General features: G+C 63.6%; 15 protein-coding genes and 1 pseudogene. 4 read left to right on the forward strand and 12 right to left on the reverse strand.

What is annotated here, in order from left to right; genetic code table 11:
- Positions 1–65: 65 nt before the first annotated feature.
- Entirely contained in the window at positions 66–893 is an 828-nt protein-coding gene (locus L6639_RS07955) for a metallophosphoesterase family protein (RefSeq protein ID WP_237860511.1), read from the forward strand.
- Here the strand turns inward: L6639_RS07955 and L6639_RS07960 are convergent.
- From L6639_RS07960 to L6639_RS07980, 5 genes are all read right to left on the reverse strand, one after another.
- Positions 832–1,320, reverse strand: a complete 489-nt coding sequence (locus L6639_RS07960; protein WP_237860513.1) for a Crp/Fnr family transcriptional regulator — start codon at positions 1,318–1,320, stop codon at positions 832–834. The two genes, L6639_RS07955 and L6639_RS07960, sit on opposite strands and share 62 nt — an antisense overlap.
- Before the next feature lie 76 nt (positions 1,321–1,396).
- The gene (locus L6639_RS07965; RefSeq protein WP_237860515.1) at positions 1,397–1,927 is read right to left on the reverse strand and encodes a GNAT family N-acetyltransferase; all 531 of its coding nucleotides are present in this window, start codon (positions 1,925–1,927) and stop codon (positions 1,397–1,399) included.
- 155 nt (positions 1,928–2,082) lie between these two features.
- Positions 2,083–2,823, reverse strand: coding sequence for a di-trans,poly-cis-decaprenylcistransferase (locus L6639_RS07970; RefSeq protein WP_237860517.1), 741 nt, complete (start codon positions 2,821–2,823; stop codon positions 2,083–2,085).
- Positions 2,824–2,854: 31 nt separating this feature from the next.
- Positions 2,855–3,229 carry a transcriptional regulator gene (locus tag L6639_RS07975; protein ID WP_237860520.1) on the reverse strand — a complete coding sequence of 125 codons (375 nt, stop codon included), beginning with the start codon at positions 3,227–3,229 and terminating at the stop codon, positions 2,855–2,857.
- Complete coding sequence (locus tag L6639_RS07980) at positions 3,216–3,833, reverse strand: hypothetical protein (RefSeq protein ID WP_237861307.1); 618 nt, start codon at positions 3,831–3,833, stop codon at positions 3,216–3,218. Before L6639_RS07980 ends, L6639_RS07975 begins: the two co-directional genes overlap by 14 nt.
- Positions 3,834–4,031: 198 nt before the next feature.
- On the opposite strand from L6639_RS07980, the gene L6639_RS07985 reads away from it, so the two are divergent.
- Complete coding sequence (locus L6639_RS07985; RefSeq protein WP_237860523.1) at positions 4,032–5,288, forward strand: S1C family serine protease; 1,257 nt, start codon at positions 4,032–4,034, stop codon at positions 5,286–5,288.
- Between the two features lie 169 nt (positions 5,289–5,457).
- Here L6639_RS07985 and L6639_RS07990 read toward each other — a convergent pair whose 3' ends face one another.
- The 4 genes and pseudogenes from L6639_RS07990 to L6639_RS08005 form a co-directional block, all read right to left on the reverse strand.
- A complete protein-coding gene (locus L6639_RS07990) occupies positions 5,458–6,192 on the reverse strand; it encodes a DUF899 domain-containing protein (RefSeq protein WP_237860525.1) in 735 nt (244 codons plus the stop codon).
- 21 nt (positions 6,193–6,213) lie between these two features.
- Positions 6,214–6,546 (reverse strand): annotated as a pseudogene (locus L6639_RS07995) (SRPBCC family protein); the annotation flags it as partial.
- A gap of 11 nt (positions 6,547–6,557) precedes the next feature.
- Positions 6,558–7,010: an ArsR/SmtB family transcription factor gene (locus L6639_RS08000; protein WP_237860527.1), complete on the reverse strand. Its 453-nt coding sequence runs from the start codon at positions 7,008–7,010 to the stop codon at positions 6,558–6,560.
- A gap of 105 nt (positions 7,011–7,115) precedes the next feature.
- Positions 7,116–8,090 (reverse strand): Bug family tripartite tricarboxylate transporter substrate binding protein, encoded by a 975-nt coding sequence (locus tag L6639_RS08005; RefSeq protein ID WP_237860529.1) that lies wholly within the window; start codon positions 8,088–8,090, stop codon positions 7,116–7,118.
- 123 nt (positions 8,091–8,213) lie between these two features.
- Here L6639_RS08005 and L6639_RS08010 point away from each other — a divergent pair, with 123 nt between their 5' ends.
- Positions 8,214–8,624 (forward strand): VOC family protein, encoded by a 411-nt coding sequence (locus L6639_RS08010; RefSeq protein WP_237860532.1) that lies wholly within the window; start codon positions 8,214–8,216, stop codon positions 8,622–8,624.
- A 93-nt stretch (positions 8,625–8,717) separates the two neighbouring features.
- Positions 8,718–10,298, forward strand: coding sequence for an AMP-binding protein (locus L6639_RS08015; RefSeq protein WP_237860534.1), 1,581 nt, complete (start codon positions 8,718–8,720; stop codon positions 10,296–10,298).
- A 97-nt stretch (positions 10,299–10,395) separates the two neighbouring features.
- Here the strand turns inward: L6639_RS08015 and L6639_RS08020 are convergent, their stop codons facing one another.
- The 3 genes from L6639_RS08020 to L6639_RS08030 form a co-directional block, all read right to left on the reverse strand.
- Complete coding sequence (locus L6639_RS08020; protein WP_237860536.1) at positions 10,396–11,490, reverse strand: HD-GYP domain-containing protein; 1,095 nt, start codon at positions 11,488–11,490, stop codon at positions 10,396–10,398.
- A gap of 252 nt (positions 11,491–11,742) precedes the next feature.
- Complete coding sequence (locus L6639_RS08025) at positions 11,743–14,037, reverse strand: xanthine dehydrogenase family protein molybdopterin-binding subunit (RefSeq protein ID WP_237860539.1); 2,295 nt, start codon at positions 14,035–14,037, stop codon at positions 11,743–11,745.
- Positions 14,034–14,525 (reverse strand): (2Fe-2S)-binding protein, encoded by a 492-nt coding sequence (locus L6639_RS08030; protein WP_057754010.1) that lies wholly within the window; start codon positions 14,523–14,525, stop codon positions 14,034–14,036. Before L6639_RS08030 ends, L6639_RS08025 begins: the two co-directional genes overlap by 4 nt.
- Between the last annotated feature and the right edge of the window lie 336 nt (positions 14,526–14,861).

A 14,861-nucleotide genomic window follows, 5' to 3' on the forward strand; every position in this document is an offset into this window, starting at 1 on the left:
TACTTCTTGCTTCACAAGATTTTGGAATTCGCGGATATTTTCATTCTCTTACCGACGGACTCTCAATGCGCTGCCTGGTCGTGGCCGATCTGCACTACTCGCTGCCGCAGCTCGACTGGCTGGTCAGCGCCGCGCCGCAATTCGATCTGGTGATCTTCGCGGGCGATGCGCTGGACATCGGCTCGATGGTGGATTTCCGCGCGCAGATCGTGGTGGTGAAGAAGTACCTCGCACTGATCGCGGCGCAGACCCGCGTGATCCTTTGCTCCGGCAATCACGATCTCGACGAGCGCAATGCGGAGGGCGAGAAGATCTCGCGCTGGATCTCTGAGGTGCGCGAACTTGGCATCGCTTGCGACGGCGACAATCTGACCATCGGCGACACGCTCTTCACGGTGTGCCCATGGTGGGACGGGCCGCTGGTCAAGCAGCGCATCGCCGACCAGCTGCGCGACGCCTCGCTCAACCATCCACGACGCTGGATCTGGGCGCATCACGCGCCGCCGGCCAATTCGCCGACAAGCTGGGGCGGCAAGCGCTTCTTCGGTGATGTCGAGTTGGTGCAGTGGGTCATGCAGTATCAGCCATCGATGGTCATTTCCGGCCATGTGCATCAATCGCCCTTCATCAGGGACGGCTCCTGGTTCGATCGGCTGGGCCAGACCTGGGTGTTCAACGCAGGAAAACAACCGGGACGACCGCCGACGCATATCGTGCTGGATCTCGATGCCGACAAGGCGTTCTGGCTGGCGGCAGGTGAGACGCAATGGATCGATCTCGACGCGCCGCTGAAACGGCCCGCGTCTTACATCGAGGAGCCGCCGGACTGGCTCACATCCTTGGGTCGGATTGCCGATCCGAGCCTGGCGAGACCTCGAGCGGCGGCAGGTTGATCATGCTCTGGAGCACCTCACCGACCATGGCGAGATGCGTGCCGTGGCCGGCATATTGCCGCTTGAGATCGGCGAGATAAGTGTTGGCGACGTTGAGCCGCTGCGCCAGCGTGCGCGCGAGCATCAGCGCCACCTCCGGCCGCTGGACGAGGAACGACGCTGCATCTTCGAACTCGTAAATCACCGAATCCGAGCTGGCGCGCACCGTTGCCGTATGTGGCAACCCGAGCAGCACGGACATCTCGCCGAACACCGCGCCGGGCTCGGCGATGGTGGCGACCACCATGTCGCTCTTGAGCACATCGAGCCTGCCCTGCATCAAGACGTAAAGGTGACCGCTGCTGGCGCCGCCCTCGCTGATGACAGTCGTGCCGGCCGGAACCTGCCGCTCGGTGCCGCCGGTGCAATGATCCAGAACTGCGCGCATCGCCAAAAGCTCCCATTGCTGGGGATGTCAGGCGATACTAGAGCACGATCCGTGCCACCCGGCAACGCGCGGAAGGCTATCGCGCCAGGCGCTTGGCGAGGTGGACCGACTGCCAGTCGCCGAGCCCGGTATCTTCGAAGCCGGCCTTTTTTGCGAGGCCGCGCATCTCGGCGTTCGCCCGCGCAGTCTCCGCCGCAATCACCTCGTGACCGCGATCGCTCGCATGCCGTTCCATCGCATTCATCATTTGCAGGCCGACGCCTTTGCGCTGAAACACGTCGGCAACGGAGATGGCGAAATCACCGTACCGCGCAGCCGCATCGTAGGCGTATCGCGTTTCGCCGATGATCGTGCTCTGGCCCTCCTCCTGCCTGAGTTCGGCGAGCAGGGTGAAGTGATCGGGATGGCTGACCTTGGCGACGCATTCAGCCGCAAGCAATGCGACGTCGGCTCGCGCGCCCATGAAGCGCTTGTTACGGCTTGTCGTGGAAAGACCCGTGAAATAGATCGAGAGACTTTCCACGTCACACGCATTGGCGGCTCTGATGCAGACAGTGCCCTTCGTTTGGTTCGACCCGACAACGGTATCTGAAAATAGCTGTGACATGCGCGAGGCCTCGGCAGGTTGCAATGACCGAACACTTAACCGAGGCCGCGCTCCTGCCGCTTGGACACGACCGCCAATCTTGCGGTCGGAAACGAACTGCCGTTGCCCTGTGCCAGGCGTCACACACGGGCCGCTGTCATGCGACCTAGCCAGCCTTACGCCCGCGAGAGCGACGGCACCTCCTCGGGCATGATGGCCTGGAGGCCACCGAAGCGGCGTTCGCGGCCGTGGAAGGAGGCCAACGCCGCGGCGAGATCGCCCGCGTCGAATTCGGGCCACATCCGCTCTGTGAAATGCAGCTCGGCATAGGCGCCCTCCCAGAGCAGGAAGTCCGACAACCGCTTTTCGCCAGAGGTGCGGATGATGAGATCGACGTCGCGCAAGCCGGCCTCGCCGGTGACGAGTTGCGAGAAGGCTTCGCGAGTGAGGCTGGTCAGCGCGGCCGCCTTGGCCGCGGCGTTGAGGATGGCCTCGCGCGCCGAATAGTCGACCGCGATCCGCAGATGCAGCGTGCTGCCGTTTGCGGTGGCGTCCTCAGCGCGCGCGATGGCGCTGGCGATACCATCAGGCAGGCGATCGCGACGGCCGATCACGTTGAGCCGCACGCCGTTTTTCACCAGGCTCTGCACTTCAATGGCGAGATAGAAGCGCAGCAGCGTCATCAGTGCTGCGACCTCGGCCTTGGGCCGGCGCCAATTGTCGGTCGAGAACGCATAGAGCGTCAGCGTGCCGATGCCCTGCTTGGGCGCGGCCTCGACGATGCGGCGGATCGTCTCGACGCCGGCCTCGTGGCCGCGGACGCGCGACAGGCCGCGCCGGGTCGCCCATCGCCCGTTGCCGTCCATGATGATGCCGACATGAAGCTTCTCGTTGTGGGACGTGACGTCACTTTGCATCGCAAAGTCTCCAGTCAAAAAAGGGGGACGATCAGGTCGGGAGAATGCCGAGACGGCCGAGCGGTGGCGCCTCGCGGCCGGCGGCCTTGGCGGCGTCGCGCACGAGGCGTTCGAGCACGGCGAGATAATCGAGGAAGCGCCGGCGGCCGCTCTTGGTCAGACGGCAGGTCGTGTGCGGGCGATTGCCTTCATAACCCTTGGTCACCTCGACGAGGCCGGCGTCCTGGAGCACGGCGAGGTGCCGGCTGAGATTGCCGTCGGTGAGACCGCAGAGCTGCTTCAGATCGGCGAACGCAAGTCCCTTCGGGTGAGCCATCAGCGACGTCAGCAGCCCGAGTCTCGCCTTCTCGTGGATCACACGGTCGAGGCCTTCGTAAGAAAAAGGCGCGCTGTCAGTCTTCGACATCATTGTCTCCGGACGCGAAATACAGAATGGCCGCCATCACCGACTGGCCGATCACGAAAGGCAGCCCCATCGTCCATGGCGACAACATGTGAGTCCGGCTCGCCAGCACGACCACGGCGAAGCCGGACATGAAGTACCAGGCTCCGGCGAACGCCACGCTGCGCGGCAGCGAGCGAACGGAGGCGAAAATGCCGAGCGACACCAGGATCTGCCACAGCCCCGGCAGCAGCCACAGCGCCTCGGAAGCGAACTTCCACATCACGACCGCAAGCAGGACGCCGGCGACGCCCGCGGGCAGGAACTGCTCGATCGCCTGATGAATCATCGCGTCGGCGAGGCCGGAATGATGACGACGCGAACGCGCACGCATCTCGGTCCAGATCATCAGGCCGGACAGCGTCGCCGCCGCGAACCAGCCGAGAAAGAAGCCGAGCGGCTCGCTCGTGGGATCGCCGATCAACCAGAATTGCAGGATGGCGGTGACAAGCGCGACGGCGCCGGTCGCAGCCATCGTCGCCGGGCCGTAACCGCGGAACGCCGTACCGGCCGCAATCTGGCTGCGGATCGCCACGATGTCGGCCAGTGCCTTGTCGAGATCGCGCATCGGCAATGCCAAAACTCCGCTCCACCCACGCTCACGGACCGGCTTGCCCAGTCACTTTGTATTGCAAAGTATACCGCGTTACAAAGTAAAGGCAAGCCGGAAGTCGACCGCCCGGGGCGTGGCGCCCGCGGACAACTGCCGGTTGCGTCTCGGCCGTCGGCCCAGCTAAGATGCCGCCAAGGTGCCCTGGGGGAAGTCATGAGGTTAAGGTCGTTCGTCGCTGCAGCTCTGCTGCAGGTGTGTCTTGTTGGGACAGCGCACGCGAAGGGACCATTTGGCACCGCCAATGTCGGCGGCTGGGTCGGCGGCGCCTTCAGCAACGACGAGACGGGCGCCTTCTCCCATTGTGCCGCGACGGCGCCTTACGCGAACGGCGTCATCCTCGTCGTGAGCCAGAATGCCGCCGGCATATGGTCGCTCGCCTTTGCAAGTCCCAGCTATCACTTCAACAAGGGCGAGAACGCCGCAATCGACGTGACCTTTGACGGTAAGGACCAAGCCAGGCTGTTCGCCACGGCGTACCGGCCCGACATGCTCACGGCCGTCATGCCGCTCAACGTCGTGCGTACATTTCAGAAGGCGAGCTTGATGGTGGCGACGGCCGGCCACGTTGTTCTGAACTTCGACCTAAGGTCGACCGGGCCGGTGATCGCCGCATTGGCCAATTGCGTGACCAGGGTGAAAGCCGATGGGCTCGACAAGGCCGGTGACTTCACCAAAGGCGCGGCGAAGCCGGCAGCCACGGCAGAGAAGCAAGGTCAGCCGCCAGCCAGCAAATCGGGCAAAGGGACCAGGACTAGCGGCGGCTTTGGCACCGGCTTTGTGGTGAGCGCCAGCGGGCACATCGTCACCAACAACCACGTGATCGACGGTTGCACAGAGCTCAAGGGCAATCTCACCGGTGAAGCCGCGATGGTGTTGCGCGTCGTGTCTGCCGATGCGAACAACGATCTGGCTTTGTTGCAGCCCACGTCAACGGCGACATTCAAGGACTTTGCCCGGATTCGCGATCGCTCCTTCCACTCCGGCGATTCCGTCGTGGCCATCGGCTTTCCCTATCATGGCCTGCTGACGTCGGACTTCACCGTGACGACCGGGATCGTGGGCTCGCTCAGCGGCATGCGCAACGACACGCGTTTCCTGCAAATCAGCGCTCCGGTGCAGCCCGGCAACAGCGGCGGCCCGTTGTTCGACACCAGCGGCCAGATCGTGGGCGTTGTCACCGGGAAGATCCCCGGATTGCGCATTGCAGCGCTGACCGGCGATATTCCTGAGAACATCAACTTCGCCATCAAGACCGGCGCGCTGCGCGACTTCCTCGATAATTCGGTGGTGCCGTACCAGACGGCCGAACCGAAGGGCGAGCTCAAGACCCCCGAGATCGCCGGCAACGCGCGGGCTTACACGATGTTGATCTCGTGCAAAGGTGCGGAAGAGGCCGACGCGAAGAAGTAGCTAGGACGGATTGAAGCACACCGCCACGCCGCCCTTCGCTGTCATTCCCCGCGAAAGCGGGGAATCCAGTACGCCGCGGCTTCTCGATTTCAGTCACTCCCGTCTCGGTGTACTAGATCGCCCGGTCGAGCCGGGCGATGACACCTTTGGTGTAGACCGAATATCGCCCTCACCCGTGACAGCACGCGCCTTTCGCCTGCGGCTCATACTGGTCGCGCAAACGCACCCAGTCCATCGGATAGGGCAGGCCTTCCTCGTGACGCCCGAGCGGAGTGAGGTCGAGATATTGGTAAGCCGCGTTCATCATGTCGAGGCCGCGGGCAAAGCAGGAATAGGTGTGAAAGATCTCGCCGGCCTCGTTGCGAAAGAACACGCTGATGCCGGGTAGCTCCGGGCCATAGAACGGCGTGGTGCCGAAATTGTATTTCGGCACGCCCTGGTCGATCTGCTCGCGCGTGAACGAGACCTCGTAATCGTAATTGAAGTCGCTGTTGCCTGATGAGACCCAGTCGAAGGTCCAGCCCATGCGCTTCTTGAAGGCCTCGAGTTTTGCGCTAGGTGCCAGCGAGATAGCGACCATGGTGGTGTCGCGCGCCACCAAATGCGGCACCATGCGCTCGAAGCCATCCACCCAGAACGAACAGCTCTTGCAAGCGGCTTCCCAATCCGGCGCAAACATCACGTGCTGGACCACGAGCTGCGGACGCCCCTTGAAGAGATCGCCAAGCGTCACCTTGCCGTTCGGCCCGTCGAATACATAACTCTTGTCGACCTTCACCCAGGGCAAGGCCCGGCGCTCCTCGGCCAGACGTTCGCGGGCCTGCGAAAATTCCTTCTCATGCGTCAGATGGGCTTTGCGGGCTGCGACCCATTGCTCGCGCGAGACGATCTGATGTTGCTGCATAATATCCTCCTCTGACAGGGATCAGGCGACGAAGCTATCGAGCTTATTAAAGAATGAACTCCAGCCGCGCTGGTGGTTGTCGCGCGCGGTCTCGTCGAAGAACTGGGCATGATGGAAGATCATCAACGTGCCGATGTTGTCGGGCTTCAACGTGATCGTCACCAGCGATTCGCGCTCCGGCGTCGAGTGCCAGGCCCAGGTGAAAACCAGCCGCTCATGCGGCACGACCTCGCGATAGATCCCCCCGGCTTCGAAATATTCACCGTCGTCGCGGGTGAACGAGATGCGGTAGCGACCGCCGGCGCGAACGTCGAGCTCGGCGTTCAGCGTCGCCGGCTTCATGTTCGGCGGCCCGAACCATTGAACTAGTTGTTCGGCTTGCGTCCAGGCGGCGAAGACTTTTTCCGGCCGCGCGCGGAGCCGGCGCGTGAGCGTGAGGCTTGGACCTTCATCTGCCCGTTCGGCTGCATTGGCGACTGCGTTGACCATGGTTTGTCCTCCACAAAGGCGGCAAGTCGGTCGAAGCTCTCGGACCAGAACTGTGCGTAGCGATTGAGCCAGTTCATCGCCTGCTCCATCGGCTGCGCGGTGAGCCGGCAGGACACGGTGCGCCCGGTCTTTTCGCGCACGATCAGGCCCGCGTCGGTGAGCACGTCGAGATGCTTCATGATCGCCGGCAGCGAGACCGGAAACGGCGCCGCCAGCTCGCTTACCGACAGATTTTCGTTCTCGACAAGCCGCGCCAGCAACGCCCGCCGCGTCGGATCGGACAGCGCCGCAAAGGTGCGATCGAGTGCCTCGTCTTTATACTTAACCATAAGGTTTAGTATAGGCGCGGAGGCCCTCCTGTCAATCGGGAACCACGCAAGAAAAAAGCCCCGCCTTTCGGCGGGGCTTCATTCGTGGTGTCGATCACGAGACTGCTACTCGACCTTGAGGCCGGCGAACTCGACGACCTTTTTCCACTTGGCGGTCTCGGCCTCGATGTCCTTGCCGAACGCCTCTGGCGTCTCCACCAGCGGATCGCCGCCGAGCTCGACCAGGCGCTTGGTCATCTCGGGCTCCTTCATGAGCGTGTTGACCTCGTTGTTGAGCTTGGCGATCAGGTCCTTGGGCATGTTCTTCGGTGCGCCCATGCCGAACAGCGCGCTCGCCTCGTAGTCCTTCACGGTCTCGCCGATCGCAGGCACATCAGGCAGTTGCGGCGAGCGCTGCGCCGTGGTCACGCCGAGCGCACGCAGCGAGCCGGAGCGGATATGCTGGATGATCGAGGGCATGTTGTCGAAGATCACCTGCACCTGGCCGCCGAGCATGTCGGTGATCGCGGGCGCGGCGCCGCGATAGGGCACGTGCTGCATCTTGCAGCCGGTCATCGCCATGAACATCTCGCCCGACAGATGCACCGAGGTGCCATTGCCTGACGAAGCCATGTTCACCTTGCCGGGATTAGCCTTCACATACTCGATGAACTCGGCAACGGTTTTGGCCGGCACATCCTTGTTGACGGTCATCACGTTCGGCACGCGCTGGAACGCGGCGATCGGCGCGATGTCACGAATGAAGTTGAATTTGAGATTGGCGTAGAGCGTCGCGTTGATGTAATTCGCCGGATTGACCAGCAGCACCGTGTAGCCGTCGGGTTCGGCGTTCACGACGGATTCGGTTCCGATATTGTTGCCGGCACCCGGCTTGTTCTCGACCACGAATTGCTGGCCGAGCCGCTCCGACAGGCGCTGGCCGATCAGCCGCGCCAAAATGTCGGTGGCGCCGCCGGGCGGATAACCCACCACGAACTTCACCGGTCGGGACGGATAATCCGCTGCAAGAGCCTTCGACAGCGGGCTGGCTGCAAGCGGAGTCGCGGCGAGCAGGCCCAACGCGGTACGGCGAGTGATCATCTCAAGGGTTCTCCCAGTGTTGTTCTTGAAGCCTGATATCTTGAAAGCTGCGTCGGCGGCGTTGTAACAAAGCCCATCTGCTGCGGAAAGTCCGCAAGGTCCTCGGTGACGAAAGGATAAGGCATGCCGGTGAAGGTTCAGGCCCTCGATCACCTCGTCATCAACGTTGTCGACGTCGCTGCGACCGCCGAGTGGTATCGCAAGATCCTCGGGATGGAAGTCAAGGTATTCGACCCCGGTGGCGGCAAAGCGCCGCGGACCTCGCTTCAATTTGGCCAGCAGAAGATCAACGTGCGGCCGCGTGACGCCGACAAGGTGGAGTGGTTCACGGCCGACCACCAGACTGCCGGCAGCGAGGACCTATGCTTTCTCACCTCCTCAACGCCCGACGAGGTGGTGGCGCATCTAAAGGCCCACGGCGTCGCAATCGAGGAAGGCCCCGTTCCAAGGCAGGGCGCCCGCGGCACGCTGCGCTCGGTCTATTGCCGGGATCCGGATGGCAGCCTGATCGAAATTTCGTCGTACGAGGATTGACGCCTCCATTTGCGCCCCGCGCCGTCCAATGGCAGGAAGACGCAATAATCCATAAGCGGCCGCCATCAGGATGCAGGCCGCACGGGAGGACACATGGCTATCCAACAAACCGCAGCCGGTATCGTGGGCCCGTTCGACGGGCTCGACGTACCCTGGCTGCTGAGGATGCGCGCCGAAGTGCGGCGTGACCACCCGTTCCTGATCTGGGCGCCGTTCGATGCGCCGGCGCGACACTGGAGCTATGGCGAGTTTCACGAGCGGGTCGGCGCACTCGCCGCGGGGCTCGCGAAGCGGGGCGTAAAGCCGGGCGAGTACGTGCTCATTCACCTGGACAATTGCATCGAAGCGCTGCTGGCCTGGTTTGCCTGCGTTGAACTCGGGGCCATCGCCGTCACCACCAACACGCGTTCGGCGCCGGCGGAGATGGAGTATTTCTCCAATCATTGCGGTGCGGTCGCCGCGATCACGCAGCCGGCCTATGCGGAAGTCGTCGCGCAGAACTGCCGCAACCTCAGCTGGATGGCGGTGATTTCGCACGATGCGGGCGCCGCGCCGGCACAGGTCGTCTCGCGCGGCGACAGTTTCAAGTCACTTTTCGCGGACAGCGCCGATCGGCCGAAGCGCGAGACCGATCCGCTCGCGCCATGCAGCGTGCAGTACACGTCAGGCACGACCTCGCGGCCGAAGGCCGTGCTGTGGACCCACGCCAACGCGCTGTGGGGCGCCAAGATCAATGCTGCGCATGAGGACCTTCACGCAAGCGACGTGCACCAGACCTATCTGCCGCTGTTCCACACCAATGCGTTGGCCTATTCCATGCTGGCGACGCTGTGGGTCGGGGCGACCTGCGTGATCCAGCCGCGCTTCTCCGCAAGCCGGTTCTGGAACGTTGCGGGCGAGCTCGGCTCGACCTGGACCTCGACCATTCCGTTCTGCATGAAGGCGCTGCTCGAGCAGGAGATCCCGCGGGATCACAAATTCCGCCTGTGGGGCACGGCGGTGAACGAGCCCCCGCCGTTTGCCGCATTCGGCGTCAAGATCATCGGCTGGTGGGGCATGACCGAGACCATCACCCACGGCATCATCGGCGAGGTCGATCAGCCAAACATCCCGATGTCGATCGGCCGTGCCGCGCCCGAGTATCAGATCCGCGTCACCGACGATGACGGCCGGCGGACCGCGGTCGGCGACACCGGCAATCTCGCGATCAAGGGAATCCCGGGCCTGTCGCTGTTCGCCGAATATCTTCACAACGAGAAGGCGACACGCGAGAGCTTTGACGAGCACGGCTTCTTCCTCACCGGCGATCGCGTCACGCGGCTGGACAACGGCTTCATCAAGTTCGGCGACCGCGCCAAGGACATGCTGAAGGTCGGCGGCGAGAACGTCGCGGCCTCCGAGATCGAGCAGGTCATCGCAATTGTATCGGGCGTGCGCGAGGCCGCGGTGGTGGCGAAGAAGCATCCGATGCTGGATGAGGTGCCCGTCGTCTTCATCATCCCGCATGGCGGCGTCGCGGATGCGCCGCCTGATCTGCAGGACCGCGTGATGGCGGCCTGCCGCAAGGGCCTTGCCGACTTCAAGGTGCCGCGCGAGATCAGGCTCGTCGACGACATGCCGCGCTCGACCCTGGAGAAGGTGGCGAAGGCGGAGCTGCGGAAGATGGTGGAGTAGCCTCAGTCGTTCCGGGGCGGTGCAAAGGCACCGAACCCGGAACCTCGAGATTGCGGGTTCGATGCTACGCATCGCCCCGGAATGACGGACTAAATTGTCAGAACGATCCCAGCGCCACCGGGCGGAACGCCTGCAGCAGTTGCTGGTCGAGCTTGCCGCCCATGCCTTCCATCATCGTGAAGGCGCGGGAGTGGGTGAAGGGCATGCGGTAGGCGCGCTTCTCGACGAGCGCTGCATAGATGTCGACGATCGTCGTCAGGCGCACGATATCGCTGATCTGGTTCGACGACAGGCCATTCGGATATCCGCTTCCGTCGAGGAATTCGTGGTGATGCAGCACGACGTCAAGCATCTCCGGTGGGAAGCCGCCTTGCGCCGCGAGCGCGTCATAGCCGCGGCGGGGATGCTGGCGGACTTCGGCCATTTCCTCGTCGGTGAGCTTGCCCGCCTTGTCGAGCAGCGCGGACGGAACGAAGGCCTTGCCGACATCGTGCAGCAGCGCCGCGCGTGTCAGGCGACGCTGGTCGTCCTCGCGCATGCCGAGATGCTGGGCGAAGGACACCGCAAAGCCGGTGACGAACAGGCAGTGCCTGTAGCTGCCGACATGGTGGCAGCCGACGGTGGTGAGCCACTCGCGCAGTGAGGAATGCTTGATCGCCTTCAGGATCTTGTTCTCGGCGGCGATGATGTCGTCGAAGGTCAAGGGAATGCCGAGCGGCAGCTTCTCGAACATCTTCTTCAGCACCGCGTGCGCCGCCTCGACGCCGCGGTTGAGCGTCTTGCCGCGATCGGTCGCGTCATAGACGGCTGTGTCCGGGAAGGCGGCGCGGATGCGCTGCAGGATCGCCTCGGCCTGCAGCGGCCGCGAGATGGTGTCGGTGGCGCCGAGCGCCCAGGCCTGCATGGTGCCGTGATGCAGCGCATCGGCCAGCACGAACAGCCGCGGCATCGAACGGTAGGCCTCGCCGCGCAGCTTGTTGCGCACGCGCTGCACGCTTTCGGGCGAACGGAGGTTGATGTCGACGACGAGGCCGGAGAGATCGCGCGAGGGCTGCTCGGGAATCTCCTGCGTGGTCACCGTCGAGACCTCACCAACCGCCTTCAGGATGCTGGCGAGCTCGGTGCTCGCATCGCTCCGGTCGGAGGCAAGCAGAAGCCGGCGTTTGTTGGCGGATTTGGCTGGCGCGTTCATGGCTTCCCCAAAAGCACGGGAGTGTATTTGGCATCAGCCTAAGCCGGATCAGGTTCTCCGGCTCTTAAGAGGCGTGCTCAACGGAACCTGCCAAAATTGCACGCAATTTTACGGATCGGGTTCCCACCCAGGGCGAAAACAACCCCATGCACCGTAGAACGGCCATTGAAAACACTGGCTTTTTGGCAAAGAAAAATCCGCCGGAGGTGCCCCTCCGGCGGATCATCTCAGCTCACAACTGCAAGCAGCAGCCTACGCCTTCATCGCCCCCTTCACGGCTTCCGCCGTGATCGGCAGCGCCCGGACGCGGGCGCCGGAGGCATTGAAGATGGCGTTGCCGATGGCAGGCGCCACGACCGTCACCGCGGGCTCGCCGACACCAGTGGCCTTCTCGCCATTGGCGATCACGGCGACCGCGACCTCCGGCATCTGGCTCATGCGCAAGGGCCTGTAGCTATCGAAATTGGTCTGCTCGATGCCACCGTCCTTCAGCGTCGCCTTCTCGTGCATCGCAAGTGACAGGCCCCACAGTGCCGCGCCCTCGACCTGGGCGCGGATGTTGTCGGGATGCACCTGCGTGCCGACGTCGGTTGCGACCGTGAGCTTCTTCACGGTCACCTCGCCCGAGGGCGCCACCGCAACATGCGCGACGCAAGCGGTCCAGCTTGCGGTCGCACGTTCCTGCGACGACACGCAGGCAACGCCCATGCCTTCACCCTTCGGCAGCTTCTTGGTGCCGTAGCCGGCGAGGCCCATCGCGGCGAGCAGCGTGTTGCGCAGCCGCTGCGCGCCGCCGTCGTTCTTGCCGGCGCCGTCGAGCAGCGAGATGCGGAATTGCGCCGGATCCTTGCCGGTCGCCGCCGCGATCTCGTCGATCATGCTTTCGACCGCCCAGAAGGTCCAACCCGGCGCCACCGAGCGGAGCTGGCCCGACGGGGTGGCGTTGTGCGCCATCTCGTTTTTGATCGCGCGCACGTTATGGTTCGGCACCGTGTAGAAGAAGTCCGAACCGTTCACCGTGAACGCGTCGAGCGGGCCCTTCTTGTCGACCGAGGGCGACAGGAAGTCGGGGATGCCCCAGCGCTGGGTCGGCCAGGCCGAGACCACGTCGTGGCTGAGCGCGACGAGCTTGCCGTCGCCGTCCACGCCGGCCTTTACTTTTTGGTAGGTGAGCGGACGCGAGAAATCCATCGTCATGTCGTTCTCGCGCGTGTAGATCACCTTCACCGGCTTGCCCACGGCCTTCGCCGCCTGCACCGCCGGCACCATCATGTCGGCGTCGAGCCTGCGGCCGAAGCCGCCGCCGAGCCACATCTGGTGCATCACCACGAACTTCGGATCGATCCCGGCAGCGCCCGCCGCAATCGCGCCGGAGCGCGTCGCGAACTGGTTTCCGGAATAGATGTGCAGGATGTCGCCCTTGAACTCCGCGGTGGCGTTCATCGGCTCCATCGGCGCGTGGATGTTGATGCTGGTGGTGTATTCCGCCTCCAGCACCTTGGCCGCCGAGCCCAGCGCGGCTGACACGTCGCCGTCCTTGACGAAGAACTGACCGGAATCGTCGAGCCCCTGAAGCCGCTTGGCTTCGTCAAGCAACGACTGGCTCGACAGCTTCGCATTCGGCCCGCCGTCGTAGGCGATCTTCAGCGCCGCCGCGGCCTTCTTGGCGTTGGCGTAGGTGCTCGCGACCGCGACCACCCAGCCCGTTGTCGTCTGGGTCTTGTCGTCGAGGGTGACGGCCTTGATGAAGCCCGGCACCTTCTTTGCGTCGCTGTCGTCGACCGATTTCACCGTGGCGCCGTAGCGCACCGGCGGGGTAACCACCGCGCCATAGGCCATACCCGGAATCATCACGTCGATGCCGTATTTGGCCGTGCCGTTGGTCTTGGAGGGGATGTCGATCTGCGGCACCGACACGCCGATCATGGTGTATTGATCAGGCGTCTTCAGCTTGATCGCCTTCAGCTCGTCGGGCGTGAAGGTCTTCGTTGCCTTGCCGCTCTTGACGATGTCGGCGAAGCTCATCGACTTCTTGGACTTCGGATGCGTGACCATGGAGTCGCGCACGACCAGCTCGTCCTTGAAGTAGGGCGGCAGGCCCATGGCGGCGGCAGCGCCTTCTGTCAGCGCCATGCGCCCGGCGGCACCCGCCCGGCTCATCGCTTCGAAGTTCATCATGGTCGACCAGCTGCCGCCGGTGATCTGCGCACCGAGGACCGGATCGTTGAACTTCGGATCGTTGGAGGCGAGGTTGACCCGCATGTCGCTCCATTTCGCGCCCAGCTCTTCGCAGACGATCTGCGCCATGGTGGAGGCGATGTGTTGGCCCATGTCGGCCTTGCCGCAGGTCACGGTGACGAGACCCTCCGGCGAGATCGAGTACCAGACGCTCGGCTCGAAATTAGCAGGCGCGGCAGCAAGCGCCTCGCCAACACCGGGCACGCCGGCGTAGCCGAGCACGAGGCCGGTTGCGGCCGTGCCGACCAGGAAGGAGCGGCGGCTGAAATCAGTGGTCTCAGGTGTGACGTTCTTCACGTGCTTGTTCATGTGGGCCTCCGCTCGTTGCCGGCGGCGGATGCAGTACGCATCTCGGTGGCGGCGCGCATGATCGCCTTCTGGATCCGCGAATAGGTCATGCAACGGCAGAGATTGCCGTCCATATGCGCCACGACCTCTTCCTTGGTCGGATTGGAATTCTTCGCCAGCAGCGAAGCCGCCTGCATGATCTGCCCCGACTGGCAGTAACCGCATTGCGGCACCTGCTCGGCGATCCATGCCTTCTGCAAGGGATGATCGCCCTTGGCGGAAAGACCTTCGATGGTGGTGATCTTCTTGCCGGCGACATCGCCGACCATGGTCTGGCACGAGCGTACGGCTTCGCCGTTGACGTGCACGGTGCAGGCACCGCACAGGCCGGCACCGCAGCCGAATTTCGTGCCGGTCATCTGCAATTGTTCGCGGATGGCCCAAAGGAGCGGCGTGTCGTTTGCCGCATCCACGGACATACTCCGCCCGTTGATCGTGAGCGTTGGCATAGGCGTCTTCCCCTGCCGGTGCATGAAGCCGCTTACGGCGGCGACTTGAGTGACGGACGCCCACCGGGCTGGCCTCCGCCTTGTGCGCAAGAATGATCGTGTTCGCGCACAGAGGCAAATGCAATTTGGAACCGATCGAGACAAACTCGGAAATCACGTGTTGTGCGTTGCGACAACGGCGCTGACGTTAGCGACTGGACACAACAAGATGGCGCGGCGAGGAATGCATCCATCGCAATCGCGACGGTTTCCTCCGAGTAACCGCACAGGCTAGGATGTGAGGTCAGCCAACGCTGACCTCGCGGCGACAGTTCTCGACAATAGAAAGAAGAGGCG

The sequence above is a fragment of the Bradyrhizobium zhengyangense genome, from assembly GCF_022012555.1.
Taxonomy (GTDB): domain Bacteria; phylum Pseudomonadota; class Alphaproteobacteria; order Rhizobiales; family Xanthobacteraceae; genus Bradyrhizobium; species Bradyrhizobium zhengyangense.

Excerpts from the sequence above, each read along its gene's own strand:
- L6639_RS07970 (WP_237860517.1), bottom strand. The coding sequence starts at position 2,823 with ATGCAAAGTGACGTCACGTCCCACAACGAGAAGCTTCATGTCGGCATC.
- L6639_RS07990 (WP_237860525.1), bottom strand. The coding sequence starts at position 6,192 with ATGCAGCAACATCAGATCGTCTCGCGCGAGCAATGGGTCGCAGCCCGC.
- L6639_RS08000 (WP_237860527.1), bottom strand. The coding sequence starts at position 7,010 with ATGGTTAAGTATAAAGACGAGGCACTCGATCGCACCTTTGCGGCGCTG.
- L6639_RS07980 (WP_237861307.1), bottom strand. The coding sequence starts at position 3,833 with ATGCGCGATCTCGACAAGGCACTGGCCGACATCGTGGCGATCCGCAGC.
- L6639_RS08030 (WP_057754010.1), bottom strand. The coding sequence starts at position 14,525 with ATGCCAACGCTCACGATCAACGGGCGGAGTATGTCCGTGGATGCGGCA.
- L6639_RS08005 (WP_237860529.1), bottom strand. The coding sequence starts at position 8,090 with ATGATCACTCGCCGTACCGCGTTGGGCCTGCTCGCCGCGACTCCGCTT.
- L6639_RS07955 (WP_237860511.1), top strand. The coding sequence starts at position 66 with ATGCGCTGCCTGGTCGTGGCCGATCTGCACTACTCGCTGCCGCAGCTC.
- L6639_RS07985 (WP_237860523.1), top strand. The coding sequence starts at position 4,032 with ATGAGGTTAAGGTCGTTCGTCGCTGCAGCTCTGCTGCAGGTGTGTCTT.
- L6639_RS08010 (WP_237860532.1), top strand. The coding sequence starts at position 8,214 with ATGCCGGTGAAGGTTCAGGCCCTCGATCACCTCGTCATCAACGTTGTC.
- L6639_RS08025 (WP_237860539.1), bottom strand. The coding sequence starts at position 14,037 with ATGAACAAGCACGTGAAGAACGTCACACCTGAGACCACTGATTTCAGC.
- L6639_RS08015 (WP_237860534.1), top strand. The coding sequence starts at position 8,718 with ATGGCTATCCAACAAACCGCAGCCGGTATCGTGGGCCCGTTCGACGGG.
- L6639_RS08020 (WP_237860536.1), bottom strand. The coding sequence starts at position 11,490 with ATGAACGCGCCAGCCAAATCCGCCAACAAACGCCGGCTTCTGCTTGCC.
- L6639_RS07965 (WP_237860515.1), bottom strand. The coding sequence starts at position 1,927 with ATGTCACAGCTATTTTCAGATACCGTTGTCGGGTCGAACCAAACGAAG.
- L6639_RS07960 (WP_237860513.1), bottom strand. The coding sequence starts at position 1,320 with ATGCGCGCAGTTCTGGATCATTGCACCGGCGGCACCGAGCGGCAGGTT.
- L6639_RS07975 (WP_237860520.1), bottom strand. The coding sequence starts at position 3,229 with ATGTCGAAGACTGACAGCGCGCCTTTTTCTTACGAAGGCCTCGACCGT.